We start from the raw sequence: 17437 nt of genomic DNA on the forward strand, positions 1-17437 counted from the left end.
TAATTTAGCGGGCTTTTTTATGTTTGCTAACTACGTTTATACTAACCTAGTGTATTTATGCAAGTTAGTATTAAACCTAAATAAGCCCAAAAGTAGTAATCCTAATAAACCTGAAAGTGATCCGCCACTTGAACCCGAACTACTTTGTTGTTTTTGCACAGTAGCAGATAACTCTTTAGTAAAAGTATCATTGGTTTGAGTATCAGTAACATTCAACGTTACGTTATATGTCCCGTCAGTTTGATAAGTATGTATTGGGTTTTGTAAATTTGATAACGCACTGCCATCACCAAAATCCCAACTGTAAGTATAACTATTAAAGCCGCCGGTTACTTGGGCATTAAATTGTGCGCTTAAATCACTAACGGTAGCGTTTGCGTTTATGCTAAGCGGAACAGTTGCAGTTACATCAATCGCTTTAGTTTGCTCCGTGCCTTCGTTATCCGTCACTGTAAGCGTTACTTGGTAATCACCAGAGTATAAATAATTATAAGTAAGCGATTGCGTCGTTAAAGTACTTCCATCCCCTAGCTGCCAATTATAAGTATACGGTGCGACCCCACCTGTAAGCGAAGCCTCAGCTGTTAAAGTTCCTTGGTTTATTTCATATTCAATTTCATTTACAGATAATGGTTCAGCTAGTGTAACTTGAACTACAGCTACTTGATCTGAAGTACCATTACTTGCCATAAACTCAACGTTGTAAGTGCCATAGTCTTGGTATTCATGAGTAGGGGTTAACTCTATGCTTGAGCTACCATCATCAAAATTCCACGTAAATGTATCCGAAGGCGTGAGTGCAAAACCTTCTACATTAAAATTAACGGTTAAACCTGTTTTGGTAAAATTAATACCCTTAGTGACATCGTAATTAAGCTCTACTTCTATGTCTTCACTATCAGCTGACTGATTTATAATATTAAACCCAAAACCAACCTGTGGAAGCATAACACCCGATGGTTTTTGCGCTGAAAAGCTATAATCGTTTTTATCAGTGAACTGGGTAATAGCTGATAAATCATCATCACCTAACCCTGCCCTTTGTTGGTATAGACTAAAAGCAGCATCACGTATTTGAATTGCTGAAGCAGCCGGAGTTTGCGTACTGCCTTTATTTATTGAGCGCTGATCGGCATCTACCACTAATGCAAAACCACTGCCTGGATGCTCGGTAGTGTTATTATCTGCTTGAGATTCATTGCTGTACCACAATAATAACCCCGGTGAGTACTGCTCTGCTTGTAAGCTACTGTCAACGTCTGTGTATGAACGCAATTGTAAATAGTAATGTGATGGTGATGCATATGTGTAATTACCAATTTTTTCAAAGCCATTAAACTCAGTGTTAACTTGATCTTGTGCATTATTTTGCCAAATTAAAGTATCACTTTGCTCAATGCGCATATCATCAACAACAAAACCATAATAATGTGTGTTCGCATCTGTTATGTATTCAATTTTTAAATCAATTGTTTGCCCAGCATAAGCTGATAAATCAAACTTATGGGTCAAATAGCCGTTAGGTTGCTTAGCATCACTATTAAGAAATGAATCACCTGAAATATACGGACCAATATCACCGTAGTATGGATTAAGCGCTTGCGTATAATTACTCGCGATTGGCTCGCCATTTACTTTTACTTGAACTAAATCGTAATCGCGCTCAATACTGTAATAAGCAATAAAGCTTAAAGTAAGTGTCTCAGTTGTGCTTGGTAGCGCTATTGTATTCGCTAAGCTGTTGCTAATATTGTCGCCCGTATTTGAATAGTATTGAAAATCACCTTCTACTGGAGCTCTAAATTTTTCGAGCCTTGGTGGCAGTGTTATTTTTATTTGATTTTGCAGTTGTGAAGTACTCGCAGTATTAATTAATGTTTGCTGTGAGTTAGCCTCTATCTCATCCATATCAAGCGTAAGCTGGTTAACCCAGTTACCCCGGTATCGTTTTTGTAAATACTCAAGCGCATAAGGACTAAACATAACCGGCTCTGAGCCTCTTGGCGAACCAGCCCAACTTCCTGTCGACATAACTGACCAAGACGCGACAGGCTCACCTACCGTGTTAGATTGCAAGTCGTATTCATCCAATAATCCTAAGTTATGTCCAAACTCATGCACTACCACACCAATCCCTGCATCAATAGGGTTAATGGTATAACCAAAGAGCTTAATATTGCTGCCTGCAATCTCGCTCGGCCCGCTATTTTCATCAAACACATAGTAGCGGTGCGACCAAATAGCATCGGTGCTTAGGTAACCGCCACCTGCTTCCTCACCAATACTTGAATGAAAAATCATTACATGGTCAATGATGCCATTAGGTTCATTAACAATACCGTCGCCATCAATATCATCTAAATCGGTTAAATCATAATCCGCTAAATTAATATTAAACTTTGCAACCGCCTTCTCCACAGCCTCTTTAATTAAAGCGGGTGCATTTATATCCCGTGTACTGCCTTGGCGCTCACCATATATTTTTGCATTGCTATCAGCGGTTACCCAGCCATATACCTGTCCGTTAAAGTTTAAGCTGTTCCCCGAAGCCACTTTATAATAATCAGCAGCCGTTTTTAAGCTTTGTCCATCAGGGCCCGTATAACCTTGAGTATTAAAAAGCATTTGCTGATAGTGCTCAGTTGAATATTCAGCGTAAAACATGTCGGTGTCTTGCTCTACAAGCTGATTGTCGTCATGTTTTAGATCAGGAAAATCAATTAAGATAGCTAACACTTTTACATCATTAACACTTTGATCTGGCACTAGTGACGTTGAAAAAGCAACCTGCTGTTTATTTGTGTTTGAAAAAACGTTGGAGGAGGATTTAAATTGCCTAAAGCCATTTTTAATTGAGTGATTGGCAGCTTCTTTATTACTCATATATGACTTAAATGAACTATCTAACTCACTTGAAGATATTTGGTCTCTTTTTTTAAGCCAATATAAAATACGTTCTTCGTTAGTTATACCAACATCATGCGGACTTATATTATTAGCTGCCACTATTGGGCTTAATAGCGTAGTTAAAAGCGCAATTAACATCACTTTTTTCACTGTGTCTTCCTCAAACATAATTATGTAGTAATCATACCTAATAATAGGAATTTAAACAGGCGATAAAAACATATAGTTAACATATGCAATAAAAGTTAATGGTCTCTCACTATTTTTATATCTAAAATCGAACCCACAACCTAAAGTGCATAATTTCTGCTAGTAAACTCAGTTAAACACAGAATTTCTGCAGATTTAAATTAAAAAAAGCCACAAAACGAATTTAAAATGCAAAAAACCGCTTTCAAGGTTGACATAAAGGCTCAAAACCCTTAAAAATAAACCTATACAGAATTTTTAATTTAAAAGCAGTGTTTTGCTAAGTAGAGTAAAAACTATGAACACACACATTAATCTTTTAGTCGTACTCGTACTGGTCTTAGTTATAAGCCCAGCGGGGATGTATTAAAAGGTGATACTGCTTTTTAAAAACCCTCGCACTACGCGGGGGTTTTTTTATGCATAAAAAGCGCACAGAGGAATGAGGATGAGCAAACAAGAATATAATGGTTCTGAACTAGTTGTTCAGGCATTAAAAGATTTAAAGGTTAAATACATATTTGGCTACCCCGGTGGTTCAGTATTAGATTTATACGATGCACTTTTTCAACAAGATGATATTGAACACATACTCGTGCGTCACGAGCAAGCTGCTACGCATATGGCCGACGGCTATGCACGAGCAACTGGTGACGTGGGTGTTGTGCTTGCAACCTCAGGCCCTGGCGCTACAAACTGTATTACAGGTATTGCAACGGCCTACATGGATTCAATTCCTATGGTTGTATTATCAGGCCAAGTACCTACAAATTTAATTGGTGACGATGCATTCCAAGAAACTGATATTGTTGGCTGTTCTCGCCCTATAGTTAAACACAGCTTTAATTGTAGAAGTGCTAAAGACATCCCTGCAATACTCGCTAAAGCCTTTTATATAGCCAGTACAGGTCGTCCAGGCCCAGTTGTAGTTGAACTCCCTAAAGACATGCTAAACCCTGCGATTAAGTTTGAATACGAATTTCCTCAAACAACAGAACTTAGAACCTACAGTCCTAATACTAAAGGTCACTCTAAGCAAATTCGGAAAGCGGTTACTGCCATTTTAGAAGCTAAAAAGCTTGTTATTTATTCGGGTGGCGGCATTGTTATTTCAAACACGTCAGAGCAATTAACACACTTAGTTGAATCGTTAAATGCGCCAATTACAAACACACTAATGGGATTGGGTGGTATTTCAGGTGTGCACCCTAACTTTGTCGGTATGTTAGGCATGCACGGTACACTAGAAGCAAACAAAGCAATGGCTAACGCCGATGTTATTTTGGCATTAGGTGCCCGATTTGATGACAGGGTAACTAATAATGTTCAAAAGTTTTGCCCTAATGCCACAATTGTTCATGTTGATGTTGACCCAACTTCAATTTCTAAAACAATTAAAGCACACATACCAGTTGTAGGTTGTTTAGCAACCGTACTTGAACAACTACAAGCGGGTATTGATAAAAGCCCAATTAAAATAGACCGCAGCGCGCAAGAAGATTGGTGGCGACAAATTATCAGCTGGCGCGAACAAAAGTGCTTAAGCTACAACACTGCTGGCGACAAAATTAAGCCACAAGCTGTAATTGAAGCGGTTTATAAAGCTACTAATGGCGATGCTTACGTAAGTTCTGACGTTGGTCAGCATCAAATGTTTGCAGCGCAATATTATCCATTTAAGCATCCTCGTCAATGGATCAACTCAGGCGGCCTAGGCACCATGGGCTTTGGTTTACCTGCTGCAATGGGCGTAAAGCTAGCCTTTCCTGATAAAGAGTCTGTGTGTATTACGGGTGATGGCTCTATTCAAATGAATATTCAAGAACTATCAACCTGTTTACAGTACAACCTAGCGGTAAAGGTTGTATCACTTAATAACCGCTCTTTAGGTATGGTACGTCAATGGCAAGATATGGTTTACGGCGGACGCCATTCATCATCTTACATGGATTCCCTCCCTGATTTTGTTAAGTTAGTTGAAAGCTACGGACATGTAGGTATTCAAGTAAATACGCTTGATGAACTACAACCTGCAATTGACAGGGCGATGAGCATAAACGACCGCTTAGTCTTTTTAGATATTCTTGTCGACGAAAAAGAGCATGTATATCCAATGCAAATTAAATTAGGTGGCATTGATGAGATGTGGTTACGTAAAGGAGTAAAAGCATAATGCGTCGTATTTTATCTATATTATTAGAAAATGAACCCGGTGCTCTATCACGTATTGTTGGGCTTTTTTCACAACGTGCATACAATATTGATAGCCTGACTGTAGGTACAACTGATGATCAATCATTATCGCGTATCACTATTACCACCATGGGTGATGACCGTGTTGTTGAGCAAATAACAAAGCAAGTTAATAAACTTGTTGATGTATTAAAGATTATAGATTTAACCGAGATGAGTCACATTGAACGCGAGCTTTTATTAGTTAAAGTATTCGCGCAAGATGAATCAACCCGTGCTGCAGTAACCCGTGTGGTCGATGTTTTCCAAGGCGCTATTTTAGATATGGGACGTCAAAGTTACAGCCTACAACTTGTTAGTAGCACAGATAAGATAGAATCATTTTTAGATACGTTGCGACATGAAACTGACATTATTGAAGTTGTGCGCTCAGGTGCTGTAGGCATAGGAAGAGGCGATAAAGCCTTAAAAGCATAACTTACCTATAATTAAGCCATTGAAATTTGGCTTTTTAATAGATAAAAAAAAGGGCTAATTAGCCCTTTTTTTATTTAATTTGTTAAACCTATTAAGGGTTTACTTGGTCTTTAAGACCTTTACCTGCTTTAAAGCTTGGGATAGTTGCTGCTGCGATTTGGATCTCAGCACCCGTTTGCGGGTTACGACCAGTACGTGCCGCACGTTCTTTTACTGAGAAAGTACCAAAACCAACTAACGCTACTGAATCACCTTCTTTTAAAGAAGAAGTTACAGCACCGGTAAACGCGTCAAGAGCACGAGTAGCGGCAGCTTTAGAGATTTCTGCATCAGTAGCAATTTTTTCAACTAATTGAGCTTTATTCATTGTTAGATTCCTATTCGTTATTATTTTGCCTTCGCAAATCCTATCTTTATGTATTTTTAAACAGTTAGCAACAGCAAATTGCATTTTTTGTTTAAAATCTTCAAAAACACATAAAATTTAAATAATTCTCGGTAAAATACAGCATGTTGAGTTAACAACAACTTAATTTAAGTACAATTTTGGTGCAACTTAGGCAACATAATAAACTATATTTTTTCGATAACTAAGGTCACTTCCCCAACCTCGACACCAAACTTAACAATAGATGTGCGGTTTATCAAGCGCGTTTGTGTAACCAAGTACATCCAATCGTCAAAATTAACGTTTAAAGTGCTGTCATCATATGCAAGTTCAACATTATAGTTCCAATGAAATACACTGCCATTACTTTTCCCTTTAGCTACACCAATAACATCATCAGCAGTGCCCGTTAGGCTGTTATCGTTATTAAGCGTTACTTTCCAAATACGTTTTTGTGTTTCACCATCATCGTAAACAAAATCTTCCTCAATAACACCCTGGTTACCATCCCACGTTGCATTCATATCTACGACAAGCTTGCGGGTCAATTCACCCTTAAAGTCTTGTACAACACCATAGGCTTTTAAATTTCCACTAAAAAATGTTTTAAAGTCAAAGTTTGGCGATGTATTTTTATAATGTTCAACATTTGGCGCTGAACAGCTAATTAAAAGTAGAGCTGATAAGCAGATCAATGCTGTTTTTAACGTGTTTAATATATTCATATTAATTCCCTAATAATTGCTTTCGTAGTTTTGGCTCAGAAGTTTTTTCGTCAAGCCAAATTGCTAAAAAGTCACTTGAAAATTGAAGTTCATTTATTTCACCAATTTGTTCATCATTATGATAAAAAACACTCATTCCCTGCTCATTAGTTATCAGCGTTAGCGAATCGCCTTTTCTAATATCAGGCCAAATAGACAATAATTCACTGTCATATTTATCAGCTAGCTCTTTTTTTCCAATATGCTCCCACTGCTCATTTGTTGCTTTTACGATTTCTTTAGCTTCAAAGTCACGTAAATAGGTAAGTTTAAATTTAATAGGATGCGTTCCTGCGCTGTAATTACCTGAAGGGGTAAATAAAACCGCGTCATATACATCCCAAAATAAATACTCCATTCGTGCTTCGCCTACTTTATTAAACTGTGTGTCAGCTAAAACAATTGAAGTTGTAAGCAAATAAAAAGTAACTGCCTTTAGTATAAGTTTCAAAATAAGCTCCCTCGAGTCAATGAGTAATGTTACGAAATGGGAATTGTGGGCGATCAGCGGTTGATGAATAACTTAATTTTTTGGTTTATAAAAAGAATAGCAGTAAACACAGTAGACCAAAGCGCACCGTACACGAGCCAAAACTGCCATAAAGGTAAGCCTAAACTTATTACTTCAAAGCGCGCCCCAGCCCAATAACTTGCTGGCGCAAAAGCTATGCATACTAAAAAGGCCTGCCAAAGTTTTAACCTACCTAAAAAGATCATTGAGGTGTTTAAAGAAAGTAATAATGCAACCCATAAAAAGGCGAGCCATAGAGGAATGGGATAAACTTTAAATTCCAACAAGCCTAACTTTACCGCTATAAACTCTAACAACATTGCTAGAGGTAGGGCTTTAATTAGTAATAAGGTGTCTTGTTTTTTCTGCTTTGACAAACAAAACATTAAAACAATAATTAATCCGCTAAAAAATAGCGAATCAGCCTCAAGCAGCAATGATAAAAACCACACTGCTTGAAATAAAACAAAATTAATAACCGAGCGCAATATCATCGTTATCGCTCATAAACCTCGGTTTACGTGCCATTAAATGCACTGTGCTTGTAGCTCTAGCTCTAAACGCACCTTCGCAATAAGCAAAGTAAAATAACCACAAGCGATAAAAGCGTTCATCAAATTTTGAACGGTCCAAATCTGGCCAGCTTTTTATAAAACGGGTTCGCCAATCAGCTAATGTTCGTGCGTAGTGAGCGCCAATATCATTAACAGTATGAATTACCATGTCGGTATTATTTTTAATCTGCTCACTCATTTCGTTAAGTGATGGCAAACATCCGCCCGGAAAAATATACTGTTGGATAAAGTCAGAATTTTTTAAGTAGTGTTTATAACGCTGATCGCCAATAGTTATAGCTTGTATGAGCATAGCACCATCATCTTTCAACAGTTCACCACATTGGGTGAAAAAGCTAGGTAAGTACTCATGGCCCACCGCTTCTATCATCTCAATAGAAACAAGCTTGTCGTACTTGCCTTTTAATAGTCTGTAATCGAGCTTGAGTAACGTTATTTTATTTTCAAGACCAAGCTCAATAATTTTATTTGCTACGTAATCGTGTTGTTCGTCAGATATGGTTGTTGTTGTAACATGGCAATCATAATGCGTGGCTGCATATATAGCAAAAGCCCCCCACCCTGTACCAATCTCAATAACTGAGTCATTTTTTTGAAGCTCAACTTGCTCACAAATGCGTTTAAGCTTGTATAGTTGAGCCTCTTCAAGTGTCGCTTCTTTTGTAGGATATACAGCACTTGAGTAAAGCATTTCTTTACTTAAAAATGATTCGTACAAATCATTACCTAAGTCGTAATGAGCAACAATATTCTTTTTAGATCCTGATTCAGAATTTTTATTTTTTATATGATTGAACCGGTGTGCGACATTGCTAAAAAATGCGAATTTTTTTTCAAACTCATCAAGTTGCTTTTCATTTATAGCAAATATTTCTATAAATGAGGTTAAGTTATCGCAAGACCAATGCCCAAGAATATACGCTTCGCCTGCGCCAACACTGCCTGACAGAGCAAATGCTTTATACATTGCTTTATCATTTACTGTAACAGTTGCTTTTAGTTCTGAAGATGAATCCCCAAAAATAGTTCTTTCGTTTCCTTCAATCAAAACTATTTGACCAGTTTTAATTGACGAAAAGGCTTTAGTTACTAATTTTTTATATATGTTAGTTAACCAACTCGTGCTTTGTTCACAATTTAAGCTCGACACTTTATCCATTAAAATACCTATTTATTGTTCTAACTATCTGTATATGTTTTATGGCCTACCTGAGTGACCTAAAAAAGGCACTCGCTTTATAAATAACTTTAGCGCTTGATGGTAAATACCTTTAAAGATCGACCACGTCATGGCCGGAAAACGTTTTAGTAACTTACTGACTTCTTGATTAGTAAGCTCTGCACGTTTCAAACGAAGTGTTGCATCAAATAATAATACTTCATCTCGTTTATTTTCAATATGTATCAATGTTTTATCAGGCGACTGTCGAATATGCCAATGATAGTTCATATCTAAATTCATAAAAGGTGATACGGAAAAAACCTTCTTAAAGTTCACTTTTTTCTCTAGGGAGACTAAATAGTAATGGCGTTCATTCCACGGTGTATTACTTACTTCAGCAATCATATACGTAAAGCTATTATCGTTATTACCAAAAAAGTAAAAATTAACAGGGCTAAAATAAACCCCTAAACAGCGTAGTTGCCCAAGCATATAAACATGAGTAAATGTTTCCTTTATACCTAATGAAGAAAGTTGCTTATGAGCACGTTCAATAATGGGAGATTGGTCAGAAGCTGATAAACTTTGTAGGTAATCTGCCTCGTTAAACTTTAAGGCTTTTAAGCCTGATGTACCTAAGTTTTTATGTACACCATTTAATTGCTGAGGATTGTTTAGATCGACCCACATCATATACAAAGGATAGCTAAAACGATGTTCTTTAACAGCAAAACGGCGATGTTTTACATCGCCTAAATAAACTGCACTAGTCAAATTCGACCCCAAGCTGTTTAGCCACATCTACACCACTGTGTACACCATCTTCATGGAAGCCATTGTACCAATAAGCACCACAAAAATAACTATTATTGTTCCCATCAATACTGTGTTTTAATTTTTGAGCAGCAATAGATTCTTGGTTAAATACAGGGTGATGATAGGTAAACTCGCGCAAAATTGTACTTTGACTTATTCCTTCAAGATGATTAAGCGTTACACAAAACTGTGTATCCGATTGTATACCTTGCAAAATATTCATTTGGTAAGTAACAACAGCTGCTTTATCAGTGTTGTTATTAAGTAGGTAGTTCCAGCTTGCCCATGCCGCTTTTCTATCTGGTAAAAGGTTTGTATCGGTGTGCAGCACCACTGAGTTCTCAGTGTAAGCTATTGCACCCAATACTGACTTTTCTTGCTCCGTAGCATCACCAAGTAGTGCAAGCGCCTGATCTGAATGACAAGCAAATATTACTTTATCAAATTTACTTTGCTCACCATTGGCAAACTCTATTGTTACTTCATCATTTTGACGCGTAACAGATTTAATATTTGTATTGAGGTTAATTTTATCGGCAAAGCCTCTGATCAGCGGCTTAATGTACTGACGAGAGCCTCCTGGTACTACATACCACTGTGGTCTATTGGTTACATCTAAAAGCCCATGATTAAAGAAAAACTTAACAAAAAACTCAACGCCTACGTTTTCCATTTCTTTAATACTGGTAGACCAAATAGCCGCGCCCATAGGAAGAATATAATGGTATTTAAAAAAGTCATTAAACTGGTTATCGTTAAGCAATTGCCCTAATGATTGATCAGACTGGTAATCACCTTTTTCATGCATTGCTTTGCACAGTTTATTAAACCTAATAATGTCGTACAATAAACGCCAAAATTTTGGTCTGAAAATATTACGGCGCTGTGCAAACAAACTTGTAAATGTATGGCCATTATATTCAAAACCAGTGGCTTCGTTGTGAACACTAAAGCTCATTTCTGTTTTTTGTTTATTGACACCAATACGCTTTAGCAGTTTTTCAAAGTATGGGTAAGTTCGGTCATTAAACACAATAAAGCCTGTGTCTATTGCGTATTTGAGGCCGCTTACATCAACATCAACTGTTGCAGTGTGACCACCTATGTAATCATTCTTTTCAAAAATGGTTACATCATAATGTTTGTGAAGCAAATGCCCACATGTTAAACCAGATACACCAGTTCCTATTATTGCTATTTTTTTCAACGGGCTAATCCTTTTGCGATTCTAAGCCAAAGTGGGAGTGGTAAAATACGTAATGCTTTTAATATAAGTGTAAAACGATAAGGGAAATGAACGTCTTTGCGGCGTTTTTGAATACCCTTAATCATGTAGTCAGCGGCTTTTTCAGCAGTAACGGCCATAGGCATCGGGAAATCATTTTTACTAGTGAGCGGGGTTTTTACAAAACCTGGATGAACTAAAGTCACATCAACATCATTTAAATCAACAGCTAAGCTTTTTGCTAAATAACTTACACCCGCTTTTGATGCACCATAAGCTTCTGAACGAGGTAGCGCAAGATAAGTAACACTTGAGCTAACTAAAACAAGCTGGCCGCCTGGATTTATTTTAGGGAGTAACGCCTCAAGGCAATACCCCATAGAAAGTAAATTGACGTTTATTACACGCGCAAATAATGCACTATCAAAATTTCGCGCATCATCTATATATTCACAGTTACCGGCGTTTAAGATAACTCGATCAAAATGAGGAAAGCCAATAGTAGACTCTTTTATATCTTGCAGGTTAGTTGCATCAAATTTACAAGCTTGAATATTGTCGTATTTAGCAAGCTCGGCGAGCTTTTCACTATTACGTCCGCAAGCTATAACAGTGTCTCCTAGCTGCGCATATTTAATTGCTAGCTGCTCGCCAATACCTGATGTAGCACCCGTTATAAGTGTGATCATAATTAACCTGTCCTTTTATCAATTAGCTTTATAACGCTACCAAGTAAAGGAATGTGTTTGTATAACAACTCGCCCACATTAAAGTAGTCTCTGTGCTTGATAATTTTGCCATCTTTAAAAATAAGCTTGCTATGACCTTCTACCGAAATAGTTTTACCTGATGAGAGCTTTGGATGTGCATAATGCATAGTCCAATAAATAAAAGCATTGTTACCGCTATTAAACGAATCACTAATATCAAACTGACAATGCTTAACATTGCTGTATAAGTTAGCAAAGTACCTGCGCAATTCTACAATGCCATTAATTTCATGCATCGGATCTATAAACTGTATGTTGTCACAGTAAATATCACTCAATAAATCAAGATTAGTGCTATCAAGCTGTTGGTATATTTCAACAAATTTATCTACTGGTAACTGGTTATCCATATCACACCTTAAATGCAGCAAGTGCACGTTCTCGTGCCGCTTTATGATCAACTATTGCTGGCCAGTAACATTCCTTATCTTTGCCTGTTGCGGCTAAATAAGTGTGTGGAAAATGAATGTGTTTATCTGGCACGTTTTCAAGCTCTGGCAAATACTTACGGATAAACTTGCCCGTTGGATCAAAGCGCTCGCTTTGTCTGATAGGGTTAAAAACTCTAAAGTAAGGCTGAGCATCACACCCAGTACTTGCAGCCCACTGCCAACCACCATTATTAGAGGCTAAATCGCCATCAATTAGGTGCTGCATAAAAAAGCGCTCACCTTCGCGCCAGTCTATTAATAAATGCTTAGTTAAAAAGCTTGCAACAACCATTCGTAAACGATTATGCATCCAACCGGTTTGCTTAAGTTGTAGCATTGCTGCATCCACTAACGGGTAACCTGTACGCCCTTCGCACCATGCTTTAAAATCGCTTTCGCTTTTACGCCACACTACAGCGTTATACTTTTCGTTAAAGTTATCGCCACGCGAAAGCTTCGGAAATTCAGCAATTAAATGCCTGTAAAATTCGCGCCAAACAAGCTCGTTAATCCACGTAAACGTTTTGCTTTTTGATGTAGTTAAAATATCAGGATAACGCTGCTGAATATTAATAAGCAGTTGCTTTGTGCTTACAATACCTAGTGCTAAATACGGGCTTAAACCCGATGTGCCTTTTACACTAGGAATATCACGCTGGTCGTCGTAACTTGTAAGTTTGTCGCATATAAAATTATCAACTACGGTAGAGAGTGTTTCGTCGTCAACCGGCCACTTATCTGAGCACCCATCATTTTTTAGTAAATCACTCTCGTCAAACTCAATAGGGTCAGAAGTTAATGGCCATTGTGTCAAACTAAAGTGTGTATCTTGATACTGCTTTAACCACGCACGTTTAAATGGAGTAAACACTTTATACATTTCATTACTTTGATTTTTTACTGAGCCTGCAGGCGCAATTAAATCACCTTCGTACAAAGTAAAAGTAATAGAAAGCTCATCGCATTCATGCAAAATTGCTTTATCGCGGTTTACTTCATTAAGCTCATATTCTGTATTAGCAATTACGTGTTTTACATCGTTTGCTTTACAAAAGTTAATGAGCTCGCGCGTACAATCACAAAAGCTAGGCGCTTCAATAATATGTAAAGTAATACCGTAATCAGCAAGTTGGGATTGAAGATAAGTAACTCGGCGCTTGAGTAAGTCAATCTGAATAGGCGCTGTTTGGTGTTGTTGCCACTGCTTTTCAGACACAAAAAAAATGGCGTGTTTAGCGCCATTGTTTAGCGCTTGAATTAACGCTTCGTTAGAAAAAAGGCGCAAATCGCGCCTAAACCAAAATAATGTATCCATTAAATACCAAATCGTAGTTTTAAATCGTGAGGGTATGGGTTAAAAAACACTTGTTTTTCGAGGTACTCATTTGGATGAACTTTCAAATGATGCTTTAACAAGGTAAGTGGTACATACAATGGCACCAATCCTTCGCGGTATTCATCTATCGCATCACGAAGTTCTTGTTTTTCAACCTTCGATAAATCAGTTTTAAAGTAGCCTTGTAAATGCATTAGCGTATTGCAATTATTTCTGCGAGAAGCTGGCTTTTTAAGACCTGTCATCAAACCTAAAATATATTCATCAGCAACTGCATTTATATCGTCACCTACAAACGTTCCAAGCAGGTTACCCAAATCACGATAAGCTTGATAATTGTGAGCCATCAACAAATACTTATACTGAGAGTGAAATTGAGTAAGCTTGTGAACCGTAAGCGGCTCTTGTACTAACTTTTGCCAGTTTTTAAATACGTAAATTCTCATTACAAAGTTTTCACGTAAATGCATATCGTTTAAACGCCCGTTTTCTTCACATGGCAATAATGGGTTGTGCTTCATTATTTGCTCAGCAAAAAAACCAACGCCTTCTGAGGTATTACCCGTGCCTGCTTCATTGTATATTTTAATGCGTTCCATACCGCAACTTGGACTTTTCGCGCAAAATACAAATCCACTCAACTCTTTAGCTTGTTCTGTTGCAACTTTTTTACCATATTCGGTAAGTTGTTGACCTACTTCGCCAGTGCCATCTGGGCGACATACTTTAATAGTATCGCCCACTTTAACTTGGCGAATAGTTGGGCGAGGTATCGGTAAACCAACAGCTACTTCCGGACAAAACCGTGTGTATTCAACGTGTTTACCTAGCTCATCCATACAAAAATTTGATTTTTTATGACCCGTATCAAATCTAACTTTTTCGCCTGCTAAGCAGGCGCTTATACCTATTTTTATTATATCTGTGTGCATATATTCTCTTAGTAAATCAAATTACCTATTGGATTTAGTAACTTGCTGAAGCCCTTATTAAAATGTAGCGCACTACTGACAACTGTAAAGCACAAACACCCGTCTTTCGTTAAAGGTGTATGCTGATGACTACCATCTTGCCATATAAAGTCGCCTGGTACGTAACTACCATCTTCGTCACTAAACTCACCATCTAGGAGTAAAGTAACTTCAAATCCAGTATGCGTGTGCTCTGGTATTTCACCACCCGCATCAATGTGTAACAGGCTAGAACGTAGCGCACCATCATCAAGCGAAACTCGAGATCGCGCTAACTTACCAACTTGTGTAAATTTACTATGAGAAATACGCGTTAAAGCACGTGGAAGCTGGTAGTTATGTTCATTTACTTTAATAGAAACAGGCTCTACCTCATAAACTTCGTCGATAGAATCATCAGATGTGATCATATCAAGAACATTCAATTCAAAGTCTTCAAATAACTCAGATTGCTCAGTTTGAACTATCTCAAATTGGACTGGCTCTTCACTAAATAACGCGTCTGCATTACTTGCTTCAATTTTAGCGACTTTAGCTTGGCACACAGGGCACATATCTACATGTATAGAAACGGCTAAACTCAGTGATGTAGCAAGTGATGCATCGCAATACTGTGTCAGTAGAGTTTCACTCGGGTGATGTTTAATCATGCTGATCTCCCATTTCATTACGTAATTTTTGCAAGGCCAAACGTAACCGTGATTTTACCGTGCCTACTGGAATGTTAAGTTGATGTGCAAGTTGCTCTTGCGACATATCTTGAAAATAAACGCCTCTTACCACTTCACGTTGAGCGATTGGTAGCTTGTCTAAATAGCGCTTAATTTGCTTATCTTCTAAATGATCACTGTATTCGTGATGTGTATCCTGTGATTCGTTTAATAACGGCCAAATATCTTCGCTTATGTTTTCTTCTTTGTTACTTTTCATTTTGCGAAGCATATCGAATGAAGCATTACGCATAACGGTATAAACCCACGTAGTCGCTGCACCTTTATCACTGTGATACAAATGTGCTTTACGCCAAACAGACGTTAACGTCTCTTGAACAAGCTCCATTGCTTGAGCTTCAACACCAAACTGCTTAATTCCAAAGCGTTTAATTTTTGGCGCAAAATATTCAAATAAATAGGAAAACGCTTTTTTGTCGCGTGATTGTGCAACGTCTATGAGCGCTTGCATGAGCTCTTTACTCGGCGTTTCTGGCATGGCAGTGTACTTACCTGTATTAGGTTCACAACGTGGTGACTGTTGTTGACTTACCATAATAATTTATCCCGTTATTGCTTTTGTATTAAGTAATACGGGCAATAATTAATTTAGGATCATAAAATTTAGGCAAATTCGTTATTAATCACAGTATGGAGGAAATTCAGTAAGTTATCAAAGTTCGTTTCAAACGCAAGTTGCTGTTTTTTCTCGATAGAAATAGGCAGGAGCTCAAGCCAACGTGCTGCAATCCAAGGCAACTTGTCAAAATGAGTTTTTTTGTACAGTAAACTAAGTTCCGGATTACTTTCAAAGACGTTTAAAAGCGCATCATGTAATAGGTAATGTTTGCCAATTGAGTTGTTAATGTCCTTGTACCAATAAGGCGTCTTACAAGGCGATACCAGCCCATGTCGCAGTTCGTCTTCGTCTTGGTAAGCATCATTAATTTGCACGTTTTTAGATGCATATACATCAATTAATAATACATCGTTATCGTCTTGATCAAAATCGATAATATCAACAAGACAACCTTGCGCACTTATATTAAAAGGCGTGTCATGCTCGAATGTACAAAGCACAAACCCTGTATTATTTTTTAATGCGTTTTTAACCATATTTAAATAGCGAGGCTCAAATATGCGTAATCGCGTATAACCTTCAGGTAACATAAAAATGGGTAATGGAAAAATCGCACGTTTCATAAAGTCTACTTATTTCAAACACTCTGCTTTTACTTACGTGCGCTTTTGCTAAGTCGATCAGCTTTGCATGAATCGAATTAATTACCTACTCCACCATTGGTTAAATATTAAACCAGCTCCCCATGCTTTTTAGTACTTGGACTGAGTAATATGCACTTATCATACTGGCTACTGGCGCTAACATTAAAGCAAATAACCCAAATTCACTGCTCATCGTTTTAATCCTTTAAATGGTTTATTTAACGTTTTTAACACTCGCGTCAGTATTTTTAGACGCAGTATTCTCGGTTAAAACAGCCTCATCTAATATTCCAACTAAAACAGTTTTAGCATCAAAATAAAGCGTTTCTTTTAATGACTTTTCAAGTTCGAATGTTGTTTGCTTAACGTAGCTTGTTACACTTTGAGCTAATATATCAGTAACATCTAGGTCCACTTCTGTTGCGTGTACTTGCGCAGAACCTAATACTAATAAACTTGCCATAGCGATTTTAATTGAATGTTTCATAATGGTATTCCTTGTTTGTATATTGTTTGATTAGACGAAGTTATATAATCAAGGGTTGTGCCAACATGAAAATAAAAATTAAAGTGTTGTAATTAAATAGGTTTTTATAAATTTAATTAATTTCAAAAATTCACACTCTATTAATCTAACCACTTAATTTTATTTTTTGACCAATATTTGGTTAATAATTAAGATCTATTTACCCACGTTAATAAAAGTCACAGTAAATACATTTAGCGTTTATAAAAACGTCATATCTAAACGTTAAAGTTCCATTACTATAAATAATTGAAAAGTGCAG

Annotated in this window: 18 protein-coding genes; 2 read left to right on the plus strand and 16 right to left on the minus strand. The window is 37.3% G+C overall.

Annotation, left to right across the window (positions count from 1 at the left end; all coding sequences use genetic code 11):
- Window positions 1–36: 36 nt before the first annotated feature.
- On the minus strand, window positions 37–3057 hold the full coding sequence (locus tag P20495_RS07530; RefSeq protein ID WP_008137080.1) for an immune inhibitor A domain-containing protein: 3021 nt from the start codon (window positions 3055–3057) through the stop codon (window positions 37–39).
- Window positions 3058–3544: 487 nt separating this feature from the next.
- Here P20495_RS07530 and P20495_RS07525 point away from each other — a divergent pair, with 487 nt between their 5' ends.
- Together P20495_RS07525 and ilvN are read left to right on the plus strand one after the other, a co-directional pair.
- Entirely contained in the window at window positions 3545–5269 is a 1725-nt protein-coding gene (locus tag P20495_RS07525; protein WP_008137081.1) for an acetolactate synthase 3 large subunit, read from the plus strand.
- A complete protein-coding gene (gene ilvN, locus P20495_RS07520; protein ID WP_007376319.1) occupies window positions 5269–5766 on the plus strand; it encodes an acetolactate synthase small subunit in 498 nt (165 codons plus the stop codon). Before P20495_RS07525 ends, ilvN begins: the two co-directional genes overlap by 1 nt.
- A 91-nt stretch (window positions 5767–5857) precedes the next feature.
- Here the strand turns inward: ilvN and P20495_RS07515 are convergent, their stop codons facing one another.
- The 15 genes from P20495_RS07515 to P20495_RS07445 form a co-directional block, all read right to left on the minus strand.
- A complete protein-coding gene (locus P20495_RS07515) occupies window positions 5858–6133 on the minus strand; it encodes an HU family DNA-binding protein (protein WP_002962474.1) in 276 nt (91 codons plus the stop codon).
- A 206-nt stretch (window positions 6134–6339) separates the two neighbouring features.
- The gene (locus tag P20495_RS07510) at window positions 6340–6879 is read right to left on the minus strand and encodes a DUF3833 domain-containing protein (protein WP_007376320.1); all 540 of its coding nucleotides are present in this window, start codon (window positions 6877–6879) and stop codon (window positions 6340–6342) included.
- 1 nt (window position 6880) lies between these two features.
- Window positions 6881–7369 carry a chalcone isomerase family protein gene (locus tag P20495_RS07505; protein WP_007376321.1) on the minus strand — a complete coding sequence of 163 codons (489 nt, stop codon included), beginning with the start codon at window positions 7367–7369 and terminating at the stop codon, window positions 6881–6883.
- Window positions 7370–7422: 53 nt separating this feature from the next.
- Window positions 7423–7923 carry a DUF2878 domain-containing protein gene (locus tag P20495_RS07500; protein WP_033016037.1) on the minus strand — a complete coding sequence of 167 codons (501 nt, stop codon included), beginning with the start codon at window positions 7921–7923 and terminating at the stop codon, window positions 7423–7425.
- Window positions 7901–9163 (minus strand): cyclopropane-fatty-acyl-phospholipid synthase family protein, encoded by a 1263-nt coding sequence (locus P20495_RS07495; protein ID WP_008137087.1) that lies wholly within the window; start codon window positions 9161–9163, stop codon window positions 7901–7903. The genes P20495_RS07500 and P20495_RS07495 overlap by 23 nt, the downstream gene beginning before the upstream one ends.
- 39 nt (window positions 9164–9202) lie before the next feature.
- Complete coding sequence (locus P20495_RS07490) at window positions 9203–9940, minus strand: DUF1365 domain-containing protein (RefSeq protein ID WP_008137089.1); 738 nt, start codon at window positions 9938–9940, stop codon at window positions 9203–9205.
- Window positions 9933–11189, minus strand: a complete 1257-nt coding sequence (locus P20495_RS07485; RefSeq protein WP_008137090.1) for an NAD(P)/FAD-dependent oxidoreductase — start codon at window positions 11187–11189, stop codon at window positions 9933–9935. The genes P20495_RS07490 and P20495_RS07485 overlap by 8 nt, the downstream gene beginning before the upstream one ends.
- Window positions 11186–11896: an SDR family NAD(P)-dependent oxidoreductase gene (locus tag P20495_RS07480; protein WP_008137092.1), complete on the minus strand. Its 711-nt coding sequence runs from the start codon at window positions 11894–11896 to the stop codon at window positions 11186–11188. Before P20495_RS07480 ends, P20495_RS07485 begins: the two co-directional genes overlap by 4 nt.
- A 2-nt stretch (window positions 11897–11898) precedes the next feature.
- A complete protein-coding gene (locus P20495_RS07475; RefSeq protein WP_007376327.1) occupies window positions 11899–12327 on the minus strand; it encodes a nuclear transport factor 2 family protein in 429 nt (142 codons plus the stop codon).
- A gap of 1 nt (window position 12328) precedes the next feature.
- Complete coding sequence (phrB, locus tag P20495_RS07470; protein ID WP_008137094.1) at window positions 12329–13723, minus strand: deoxyribodipyrimidine photo-lyase; 1395 nt, start codon at window positions 13721–13723, stop codon at window positions 12329–12331.
- Window positions 13723–14676, minus strand: a complete 954-nt coding sequence (locus P20495_RS07465; RefSeq protein ID WP_007376329.1) for a DUF523 and DUF1722 domain-containing protein — start codon at window positions 14674–14676, stop codon at window positions 13723–13725. Before P20495_RS07465 ends, phrB begins: the two co-directional genes overlap by 1 nt.
- 8 nt (window positions 14677–14684) lie before the next feature.
- Window positions 14685–15365 carry a ChrR family anti-sigma-E factor gene (locus P20495_RS07460; RefSeq protein WP_008137096.1) on the minus strand — a complete coding sequence of 227 codons (681 nt, stop codon included), beginning with the start codon at window positions 15363–15365 and terminating at the stop codon, window positions 14685–14687.
- Entirely contained in the window at window positions 15358–15981 is a 624-nt protein-coding gene (locus tag P20495_RS07455) for a sigma-70 family RNA polymerase sigma factor (protein ID WP_002962457.1), read from the minus strand. Before P20495_RS07455 ends, P20495_RS07460 begins: the two co-directional genes overlap by 8 nt.
- Before the next feature lie 68 nt (window positions 15982–16049).
- A complete protein-coding gene (locus P20495_RS07450; protein WP_008137099.1) occupies window positions 16050–16628 on the minus strand; it encodes an LON peptidase substrate-binding domain-containing protein in 579 nt (192 codons plus the stop codon).
- A 235-nt stretch (window positions 16629–16863) separates the two neighbouring features.
- Window positions 16864–17136 (minus strand): hypothetical protein, encoded by a 273-nt coding sequence (locus tag P20495_RS07445; RefSeq protein WP_007376333.1) that lies wholly within the window; start codon window positions 17134–17136, stop codon window positions 16864–16866.
- Between the last annotated feature and the right edge of the window lie 301 nt (window positions 17137–17437).

It is taken from the genome of Pseudoalteromonas sp. BSi20495, assembly GCF_000241185.1.
In the GTDB taxonomy this organism is placed as follows: Bacteria; Pseudomonadota; Gammaproteobacteria; order Enterobacterales; family Alteromonadaceae; genus Pseudoalteromonas; species Pseudoalteromonas fuliginea.